The sequence below is a fragment of the Miniimonas arenae genome, assembly GCF_006351005.1.
GTDB classification, from domain to species: Bacteria; Actinomycetota; Actinomycetes; order Actinomycetales; family Beutenbergiaceae; genus Miniimonas; species Miniimonas arenae.
Genome location: NZ_VENP01000145.1, coordinates 1 through 1,112 on the forward strand (window position 1 = coordinate 1; position 1,112 = coordinate 1,112).

2 protein-coding genes are annotated in these 1,112 nt (G+C 66.2%); both read right to left on the minus strand.

The genetic code is table 11. The features are described from left to right. Window positions 1–470: ABC transporter permease subunit (locus FH969_RS15005; RefSeq protein WP_425462477.1), on the minus strand; the 470-nt coding region annotated here is incomplete at its 3' end. A gap of 31 nt (window positions 471–501) precedes the next feature. Beyond that, window positions 502–1,112: ATP-binding cassette domain-containing protein (locus FH969_RS15010; RefSeq protein WP_139988019.1), on the minus strand; the 611-nt coding region annotated here is incomplete at its 5' end.

Sequence of the window (1,112 nt, forward strand, 5' to 3'; positions counted from 1 at the left end):
CCGAGGAAGCGGAACTCGTCCGGCACGGGAACGCTGATCGACTTGCTGAGCCAGATCACGACGCCGCGGAAGATCATCATGCCGGCCAGCGTGGTGATGAACCCGGGGATGCCGACCTTCGCGAGCCAGAAGCCCTGCCACGCACCGATCGCGATCCCGATCACGAGGCCGGTCAGGATCGCGAGCCACCAGGGAAAGTGCAGGTCGCGCGCGCTGAGCGCCGCTGACATGCCCACCACGCCTGCCACGGACCCGACCGAGAGGTCGATCTGACCGATCACGATGACCATGACCATGCCGATCGCCAGGATCAGCACGTACGCGTTCCCCGAGAGCAGGTTCTGCACGTTCGAGGAGGTGAGCATGCGGCCGCCCGAGGCGATGTGGAACGCGACGAGCAGCGCGACGAGCGCGACCACCATCGTGTACTGGCGGAGGTCGCCGCCGAGAATCTGCTTGAGTGACTTCATCGTCCGAAGGTCCTTTGGGTCCGGTGCGCCGTCAGGCGGCAGTCGTCGAGGTCGTTGTCATGAGGCGCATGAGCTGTTCCTGGTCTGCGTCGGCGGCGAGGAGCTCGCCGGTGATGCGCCCCTCGCAGATCGTGTAGATGCGGTCGCTGATCCCCAGCAGCTCCGGCAGCTCCGAGGAGATCACGATGACCGCCTTCCCCTGGTCGGCGAGATCCTGGATCAGCTTGTAGATCTCGTACTTGGCGCCGACGTCGATCCCGCGGGTCGGCTCGTCGAGGATGAGCAGCTCCGGATCCGGGTACATCCACTTCGAGAGCACGACCTTCTGCTGGTTCCCGCCCGACAGCGTCGCGACGCCGACGTCGACGCTCGGGGACTTGATCCGCAGCGCCTTGCGGTAGTGCTCGGCGACCTCGAACTCCTTCTCGAAGTCGAGCAGACCGCGCTTGACGACGCCGGCCAGGTTCGCGGAGACGATCGTCCGCTTGATCGTGTCGAGGAGGTTGAGCCCCAGCGTCTTGCGGTCCTCGGGGACGTACGCCAGGCCCTGCGCGATCGCGGACGACACCGAGGAAGCCACGACCTCCCGGCCGTGCAGGAGCATCGTCCCCGACAGGTAGGTCCCGTAGGTGCGGCCGAAGA